Source organism: Nostoc sp. UIC 10607, assembly GCF_047228265.1.
Lineage (GTDB): Bacteria > Cyanobacteriota > Cyanobacteriia > Cyanobacteriales > Nostocaceae > Nostoc > Nostoc foliaceum_A.
In genome coordinates this window covers 1-9,176 of record NZ_JBIQNW010000122.1, presented here as the reverse complement: position 1 = coordinate 9,176, position 9,176 = coordinate 1, and the positions used below count along the sequence as shown (strand labels likewise).

Here is a 9,176-nt window from a genome sequence, read left to right as displayed (position 1 = left end):
ACTGGGAACGAGACAAGAGTCAATCTCTAAAAGCTTGTTAGAGACTGGCTTTTACGTTAAGTTGACACCAATAGGCACTGCCGTGCCCCTACACCTCGTGATCTAATGTTGTACCGGATCTGAGTGGGAACCGCTATATAAAAGAATACAGTACTTGAAATTCGGTGCTAAAGGTGACAAATCGTTTTGCTCAACAACAGGTGCAACGTGCCGAACAAGAAAAACAAAGAGCCGATCATTTAGCAGCAAAACAGGGAGAATTAAATATTGAGCGAAAAAATTTATAAAAATTGATCATGCCTAAAATTTTCTAGATAATGAATAGACAAACTGGCAGTAAAACTAAAGCGCAAGTTTGGGTTGTGGAAAATGGTAAAGTGCGATCGCGTTTAGACCAACTCACCACCGAAGAACCTTTAGAAATTCGCCTCGTTCCTCTCCAAAAGACGGTAGCTGTAACCATGCGGACACCAGGGGCAGATTTTGAACTAGCTGCTGGTTTCCTCTACAGTGAAGGAGTCGTTAGCCACAAGGAAGATATCCGACGTATCAGCTACTGTGTGGATGAATCGGTAGATGGTGAGCAACGCCATAACATTGTAAATGTAGAACTGCGGGATGGTTTGATTCCAGATTTACAGCCTTTAGAGCGTCATTTCTACACTAGTAGCGCCTGTGGAGTGTGTGGTAAAGCTAGCCTTGAAGCTTTGCGTTTGCGGGGATGTCCAGTGATTCCTTCTGGGCCAACGGTAACGCCTGAGATTATCTACAGCCTACCAGACAAGCTCCGGGCTGCTCAAGGTATCTTTACAGCTACAGGGGGTTTGCACGCTGCGGCTAGCTTTAATATTCAAGGACAACTGTTAAATCTGTGGGAAGATGTTGGGCGACACAATGCTTTGGATAAATTGATTGGTTCAGCTTTGTTCAGTGATGAGTTACCTTTAAATAATTGTATTGTTTTGGTGAGCGGACGCTCTAGTTTTGAGATTTTGCAAAAGTCTACAACTGCCGGAGTTCCGATTGTTTGTTCTGTTTCCGCTCCCAGTAGTTTAGCGGTGTCTGTCGCCAAGGAATTCGGGATTACCTTAATTGGATTCCTGCGCGGAGAACGGTTCAATGTTTACACTGGTTTGCAAAGAATAAACGCTGCTGAGAGCGGTTCTCGTTTACGTGAGGTACACCCGTAGGGGCACGGCCAGTGCCCCTACACCTCGTGATGTAATGTTGTACCGCATCTGAATGGGAATCGCTATATAAGTCAATAGAGTTCAGTTAAGCATTTCTTTATTCTCTCAGTGCCCTCTGCGTCTCTGTGGTTCGTAAAAAAAATTGACTTTGACAAAGAGTTTTAGCCTTAACTGAACCGTATTGCTATATAAGTAGGTAGGCATAATTAAAGATACAAGAAAATTCTAGTTTGTAGTGAGCGATTCATCGCTCGTAGCAAGGTTTCTCAGGACTAAAGTCCTTACTACAAACTTGGATTTATTTACGCCTAGCTACTTACCAATTCTGTACGAAGATGGAAATTAAGGGAAAATGCCTTTAAAATGAAGTTTTTCAACGATTTTCCCACAAAGTCAATACCCTAGTTAGTAGCTAGTTTGTCCGGCTTTTTTGCAGATGGCGATCGCGGCGATTTACGTCCAGATATATCATGTAGTAAACCCATAAGTGCGGGTACAACAGTAGGAGTCAAAATAGTCGAAAAAGCTAGACCACCTGTTAAGACAATACCTAATCCTTGATATAACTCTGAACCTTGACCTGGTAGAACTGCTAGCGGTAACATCCCCAACACACTAGTTCCAGCAGACATGAAAATGGCACGTAAGCGATCGCTTGTCGCATTATATAAGGATGCATCAAAATCCTCACCTGCTTGCTGGAGTTGTAAGGCGCGATCAACTAGCAAAATGGCGTTGTTAACAACCACACCTGTAAGGATCACAAATCCCAAGGCTGTAATCATATCCAATGCCACATTCATTCCCGGAATCATGTTGGCAATCACTAGGCTCAATAGTGCGCCACTCATACCCATCGGCACTGTTGCCATAATCACCACTGGGTAAAGGAATGAGCGATATAACGCTACTAGTAATAAGTAAGTAATCAAAATTGAAACTGCAAATGCAGCAGCTAATTGACCAACAGTTGTTGCTAGTTGATCTGCTGAACCTGCTAGTTCTAGCCGATAGCCTGTTGGTAAACTTGCACGCAGAGGAGTCAGAATTTCTTCTTCGGTACGTTCTACCAGCGTAGCAAGGGGGGCATCTGGTGCAAGGGAGACAGTGAGGCTAATGGAGCGCTCTAAATTGACATGGTTAATGGCATCGGCTCCCGTAGTTTCACGGATTTCGGCGATATCACCCAGTTGCACTTGTCGTCCTTGTGCATATAGAGGCAATTGGCGCAGTTGTTCTGGGGTTTCCACAGCAGTATTTTGCAGTTCCACTGAAACATCTAGTTCTTCTTTGCCATCAATGTAATTGGAAACAACTCGACCGCCCAATGCTGCTTCTACCATTGAACCAATTTCTGCTTCCGAAAGTCCTACTTCCGCGATGCGTTCTCGGTTGGGAATTACTTGTAATTCTCCTGCACCCAATACGAAGTTTGACCGCACATTCTGAACCCCTGGAAGCGATCGCAATTTTGCGGTAATTTGCTTTTCTAAGTCACCAATTTGGTTTAAATCAGCCCCAACAATATCTACTTCAAATTCTTTACCCGGATCGCGGAATATAGAAATCCGCGTTGGGATGACAAAGCGGTATCCAGCAAAGTTACTGCTTTGGGCCCGTAACCGATCCACCATATCAGCGAGTCCCGTAGTGGTGGCAAATTCTGGTTTTAAAATAGTTGCAATACCGCGTAATGCTCCTGGACGGTCAACATACATGATGCGCTCAACTTCTGGTTGCGATCGCAGAAATTTTTGCACAGGTTCAGATTGTCGAATCGCTTCCGGTATACTGGTTCCCGGCAAAGGTTCCGCCCGCAATACAACTAAGTTCCGATTTCCTTCGGGTAAATAATCGGCAGGTGGTAAAAGAAAAATACTAGTCACGAGTAAAACAATCGGAATCGACAGCACAATTAACCTGCGACCAATACGCTTACGTCCCAGTGACCAACTAACTGTAGCAGCGAGAAAGTTTTCCAGTTTGGTTTGGAAATGACGAAACACCGCAGAGGTTTTGGCTACCATCCGCTCAAACCAATTACCACCACGATATTCACCACCCTGCATCATTTGCATGGCTTCCGATTGTTTGAGGAACAATCCCGATAGCATTGGTACTAAAGTTAATGCCGCAAACAGGGAGAATAGAGAAGAGGCAGAAAGTGCGATCGCCATATCAGCATAGAGTTGCCCGGCTTCACCCGTCACCATTAACAGTGGTACAAAGACCACTACGTTGGTTAAAGTGGAACCAAGCATTGCGCCCCAAACTTCCTGAGTACCTTCAATCGCCGCCCGCATGGCACTTTTACCTTGCTGCATGTGGGTGAAGACATTCTCAATCACAACGATCGCATTATCTACGACCATACCCACTGCAAACGCCAATCCTGCCAAACTGATGATGTTTAATGTGCGTCCAAATGCAGACATGACAATAAATACCATAATCAGTGTAATGGGAATTGTAATTGCCACCACTGCAACGGTACGCATGGAACCAAGGAACAGAACTAAGACAATAGTTGCTAACAGTGCCCCACTAACTAAATTGCCTTGGACAAATTCAATGGATTGATTGATATACTGGCTCTCGTCATAGTTGTAGACAAAGCGAATGCCTTGATTTTGCTTGTCAAACTCAGTTTGCAGTGCAGCAATTTCCGCCCGAATGCCTTTAGCCACCTCTGGCACATTCGCCCCAATTTGCCGAATTACACCAATTGCTGTCCCAGGTTTGCCATTGAACACCAACGCACCATCTTGGGGTTTGCGTCCCATCTGGACTTTTGCTACATCTCGCAAGTAAACAGTGCCCGATTGGTCGCGTCGCAACACAAAGCCTTCAATTTGTGATAAATCTTGCGATCGGCTGATGGTGCGGACTCGATATTCCCGTCGTCCGAGAATTAATGGCCCACCCCGAATATCGCGGTTGTTTTCTTGAAGGACTCGTACTACATCACCAATTGCGAGATTGCGATCGCTTAATGCTTTCGGATCAACCTTCACTTCAACTTCTCGTTCTTGTCCACCCACTAACAAAAACTGTCCAGTTCCCTCGACTCGCCGCAAACGGGGAATCACCACTTCTTCTGCTAAATCTCGATAACGGTCTGCATCCGGTTTAAATCCGTCTTTGGTATCAAACGGAATCCACATCATCGGAGAACTGTTACCACCCACCAGTTCTACATTCGATTCTTGCGCTTCTGGGGGCAAGCTTCCCACCTGCTGCAAGCGGTTGAGGACATCGATCATCCGTTCTCTGGCGTTGGCATCTTGAGCAAATTCCAAGGTAATGCTGCTGCGTCCAGCCCGAGAAGTACTGCTAATTTCTTGGACACCTAGCACCTCTTCCATTTGTTCTTCAATGGGGCGGGTAATTAGGTCTTCTACTTCTGTTGGGCCTGCACCGGGATATGTAGTTGTAATAGTAATTTCCGGGCGATCGCCTCCTGGTTGCAATTCTAGGGGTAACTTTAGTAGAGAGAACACCCCGAACATTGCCAGCAAGCAAAACAAAACAAAAGTTCCATGTCGCCAACGAACGGCGGTTTCAATAAAACTCATAACTAATTCGTAATTCGTAATTCGTAATTCGTAATTCAGAAAATTATATTTAAACTGGGTTTCCAGTATTTTGAAGAAGGAAAGGCTAAAGGAGAAAGAGATGATTCTTTCTCTTTAACCGACTTCTGCAAGAAGTCTATGGAAGTGTGGTACAACCTATGTTTTAAGTTGGATCAACTATCTTTACAGGCGCACCATCTTGCAATCCATCACCGCCACGTAGCACAATGCGTTGACCGGTGCGTAAAGTGGGATGATAAATTGCGACATTTTTACCCATGTCAGAAACCATCTCGACTGGAATTTGTTTAGCTTTGCCATCTGCAACTGCAAAAACTAGCCACTCGTTTTGTCTTCTGGTTAATGCATCTCGTGATACCACAAAGCTGGAGCGATTCGAGGGCATATTTAAGTTGCCTGCGATCGCCATTCCTGGTATTAATCCTGACGGGGGTTTGTTAATTTGGACACGCACACGCTGGCGACGGGAGGCAGTTTCGGCAGAAGGAACTACAGCGGTGATGGTGGCGCGTTGTTTCCATTGCGGTAGAGCGCGAGTTGTAAGATCGATTGTCATCCCTGGGGTAACTTTACCACTGAGTTCTTCAGGTAACTCTAGGAAAATATCGAAGCGATCGCCTGCTACTAAGGTGACAATTTGACCAGAACTTTGGACTAAATCACCATTGCTGATATGACGAGTCTGCACTATACCCGATTCTGATGCCAGAATCCGCGTGCGCTGCTGTGCTAATTCTGCTTGAGCTAAACTGGCTTTAGCTGCTTCTACATTTGCCCGTTGGGCGGCGATTTCTTCTTGAATCGGCCCAGCTTTAGCTTCGGCAAGTTCTGCCTCGGCTTCTAACCGTTCTCCCTGGATGTTATTTAATTGTGCTTGGGCTTCCACTAACAATCTTTGAGATAAAGCACCCTCTTTGACAAGATCGCTAGTTCGTTTCAGATTATCCTGTGCTTCCAGTTCTCGCGCCTTCGCAGATGTGACAGCCGCTTGCCGTTGAGCAATGATTTCAGGACGAGTGCCAACTTCCAAACGTGCTAGATTGCTGCGTTGTTGTGCCAGTTGCGCTCGTGCTTGGGTAATTGCCAATTGCTGATCGGTATCTTCCAGTAAAGCGATCGCCATTCCGACTTTCACGCGATCGCCTGGTTGCACTGAAATTTGCTTGACAATTCCGCCAGTTTGAGCGCGGATTGTTGACTGCTGAGTTGCTTCTACTTGTCCCAACAACTGGACACTTCTTGTAGCACTACCAGTTGCTAGGGAGATTGTTTCAATTGGCTTTGGAGGTGGCCCTTGTTCCTGTGCAACAGAGGAGCGTGGTGTGCCACCAGGAGCGAACATCCGCCAGAGGATAATGCCACCGGTTGCCAAAAATAGAATCAGCAATCTCCAGAACCAAGGTTTACCCGAACGAGTCGGTGCTAACTCAGAAGGCACAGAACTATCTGATTGGGTTTCAACCTTTGAAACTTCAGTTTCAGAAGTATCCATAGCGATTAACGGTGGGCTACTGAGGGTTAAGGGCTAACTATTAACCGTTGAAAGTGAACAATGAATAGTCCAATGTTCGCTATCAACAATCAATTATTTAGATAAAAGTAAATTTACGTTACCTTTTCTGTAGTTTATTGGATAAATATGACAAAGAAATGTCAAGGATAGTCATTGGTCATAGACCTCTTGCATAAATCAAAAACGCGATAAATTATCATAAAGACGCGATAAATCGCCGTCTCTACAATAATGCATTGGATTCAACTATTAGTTCTTTAACGCGATCGCGTGGTAAGCCTAACTCCTGACTAAGAGCGGCTTCAAGTTTACTTATATCTGTTATTGGAAATTCAAATACTATCCTTGTGAGAACTGAGTTGTTGGTTTTAACGTTCACCCGTGAAATTCCTTCTTCGGGGAGAATTTCCACCTTGATTGCTACTATCCTTTTCATAATCTGTCGTGCCGATTGAGTATCTGCTAGCAGATATTTCTTGGTGAGATTGGAGTGACTTAAAATCCGATCTCCTACAAAGCTGCTCCCCAGCCAAAAAACTAACCCAATCAACGGCAAGGACAACCAAAACACAAAGCCTAACGATCGCAACGCTTGAAAAAATTGAAGTTGCTGCATGGAAGGTATAAGGTTGAGTGTTTCCCGTCACTTTTGCGTCATCCTTTTACCTTAATCTAAAATTAGCAAGGAAAAATTACGGCAACCTGAGCAAATGGGATGTTGATCTTACTAGTCGAAGATGACCCATCGCAGTTAGAGCCACTGCGGGCAGCCTTATTGAAGGTGGGGCATACAGTTGATGCGATCGCTGATGGGGAAACAGCACAATGGTTTGCCTTTCGTAAAGACTATGACTTGCTGATTCTAGATTGGATGTTGCCTAAAGTCAGTGGCGTAGAATTGTGTCAAGTATATCGACGATCAGGTAAGCTGACTCCTGTATTGATGCTGACGGCGAAAGACACGGTTTTAGATAAAGTAATGGGTTTAGATGCTGGAGCCGATGATTACTTAGTAAAGCCTGTAGATGTTCTGGAGTTATTGGCACGAGTCCGGGCACTAGGAAGGCGATCGCCCATGTGGCAAGGAGATATACTTAGCTTGGGCGATTTGCAACTTCATTTATCCAGTTTGACGCTGGAACTTGGTTCGTTGACAACTCAACTTTCTAGCCGGGAGTTTCAACTGATGGAGTATTTAATGCGTCATCCCCGCCAAGTATTATCTCATAACCAGATTGAGCAAGCCCTTTGGAGCTACGGAGAGGAACCAGAAAGTAACGCGGTTACTACCTTGGTTCGCCGCTTGCGCCAGCGCCTACAGACCATTGGTGTCAAAGATTGGATAGAAACAGTGCATCGGATGGGCTATCGAATAAATCCGCCTTTCTAAGCCGTCAGGGAGCAGGGGAGGAAAAACTAATGACAAATTACAAATGACTAATGTTTGATCATAGCCGTCGTAATCTCGCTCACTGGTTTGCCCTGTCAATGGGTGGAATTTTGTTCGCTTTTGCAGGGGTGGGTTATTGTCTGAGTGTAGAAGAACAGTTGCGGGTTTTTGACGACGAACTCTTTTCGCAAAGTAAAACCTTTGCTGCCAAAACACAATACTCCCTTTATCAAAGTCAATGGCAAAATCAGCGCGGCCAGACTCCTGTAGAAAGTGATGCATCGTTGAATGGCGGGCTAATGTACGTGCGGTGGTATAACTCTAATAAACAACTTTTGCAATTTATCGGTTCATCGGGTGGCAAACAGTTGACCGCAGAACCTGGATTTCAAACATTAGAAACACCAATAGGCTCAGAGTCATCTAGTACAACAACATGGGTTCGCCAAGTTACACTTCCTGTTTTGGAAGGTAAGGTGCTGATTGGCTATTTCCAAACAGCGGCTCCAATGAACTCTCTACGCGTTGGACTGAACCAAGCTCGCTTGTTTTTAACTTTCGGGGTTCCCGTGACCTTTGGTGTAATAGGCATTACAGGCTGGTTTTTGGGCGGATTAGCAATGCGGCCAAGCCTGCGTGCTTATCAGCAATTGCAGCAATTTACAGCCGATGCTTCTCATGAATTACGCGCACCCGTTGCTACGGTATTGAGCAATGCCCAAGTTGCCCTGATCCCCCCCGAAGACCCCGTGGAGCAAAGATTGCGGTTGCAAAACATCGTCCAAACTGCGAAGTCCATGAGTACGCTGATCAATGATCTGCTTTTCCTGTCGCGTCATAATGGTTCGCTTGCGGAAACCGTATTAAAACCCGTTGATTTGTGTGAGATATTGCGATCGCTTGCTCAGGATTTTACCACCCAAGCTCCTGCTCAAAATCTCAATTTCGATGCTCACCTTCCAGAGCATCCGATCATGTTAAAAGCCGATGCTAATTTGCTCAAACAAGCTGTAATTAATCTACTGACTAATGCCTTCAAATACACACCAGCAGACGGTAAGATACAATTGTATCTTTTTACTCAGTCTCACTACGCGGTAATTCAGGTACAAGACAACGGGATTGGTATTCCGTCCAGCGATTTGCCACATATATTTGATCGTTTTTATCGTGTAGATACTGTCCGATCTCGGCAAACAGGTGGCTTTGGACTCGGACTTGCGATCGCTCAACAAATTGTGCAACGATATGGAGGGCAAATCACTGTAAATAGTATTCTAGGTCAAGGCTCCACCTTTCAAATTAGCCTTCCTCTGAAACTTTGACAAAAATAATTCAAAAATTTGTTCCAGACGCTTGGCACCGATAATTGCTGAAGATACGCCCTCATTCCGCAGTACACCCGTAGGGCACCCGTGACAGGTTAAGTAAAAGTGCATTTTGTCAATCAGCTAAAATACTCAAAAGCCAGTTAGTGAAAATGATAA

The 9,176-nt window shown here is 45.0% G+C and carries 6 protein-coding genes; 3 read left to right on the top strand and 3 right to left on the bottom strand.

What is annotated here, in order from left to right:
* Positions 1 to 317 precede the first annotated feature (317 nt).
* On the top strand, positions 318 to 1,190 hold the full coding sequence (fdhD, locus tag ACEYW6_RS35010) for a formate dehydrogenase accessory sulfurtransferase FdhD (RefSeq protein WP_412983413.1): 873 nt from the start codon (positions 318 to 320) through the stop codon (positions 1,188 to 1,190).
* A gap of 401 nt (positions 1,191 to 1,591) precedes the next feature.
* Here the strand turns inward: fdhD and ACEYW6_RS35005 are convergent, their stop codons facing one another.
* The 3 genes from ACEYW6_RS35005 to ACEYW6_RS34995 all read right to left on the bottom strand — a co-directional run bounded on the left by ACEYW6_RS35005 (position 1,592) and on the right by ACEYW6_RS34995 (position 6,915).
* A complete protein-coding gene (locus ACEYW6_RS35005; RefSeq protein WP_412983412.1) occupies positions 1,592 to 4,765 on the bottom strand; it encodes an efflux RND transporter permease subunit in 3,174 nt (1,057 codons plus the stop codon).
* Positions 4,766 to 4,928: 163 nt separating this feature from the next.
* On the bottom strand, positions 4,929 to 6,278 hold the full coding sequence (locus tag ACEYW6_RS35000; RefSeq protein ID WP_412983411.1) for an efflux RND transporter periplasmic adaptor subunit: 1,350 nt from the start codon (positions 6,276 to 6,278) through the stop codon (positions 4,929 to 4,931).
* 244 nt (positions 6,279 to 6,522) lie between these two features.
* The gene (locus tag ACEYW6_RS34995; protein ID WP_412983410.1) at positions 6,523 to 6,915 is read right to left on the bottom strand and encodes a hypothetical protein; all 393 of its coding nucleotides are present in this window, start codon (positions 6,913 to 6,915) and stop codon (positions 6,523 to 6,525) included.
* Between the two features lie 99 nt (positions 6,916 to 7,014).
* Here ACEYW6_RS34995 and ACEYW6_RS34990 point away from each other — a divergent pair, with 99 nt between their 5' ends.
* Together ACEYW6_RS34990 and ACEYW6_RS34985 are read left to right on the top strand one after the other, a co-directional pair.
* Positions 7,015 to 7,689, top strand: coding sequence for a response regulator transcription factor (locus ACEYW6_RS34990; RefSeq protein ID WP_412983409.1), 675 nt, complete (start codon positions 7,015 to 7,017; stop codon positions 7,687 to 7,689).
* Positions 7,690 to 7,739: 50 nt separating this feature from the next.
* Entirely contained in the window at positions 7,740 to 9,014 is a 1,275-nt protein-coding gene (locus ACEYW6_RS34985; RefSeq protein WP_412983408.1) for a sensor histidine kinase, read from the top strand.
* Positions 9,015 to 9,176 lie beyond the last annotated feature (162 nt).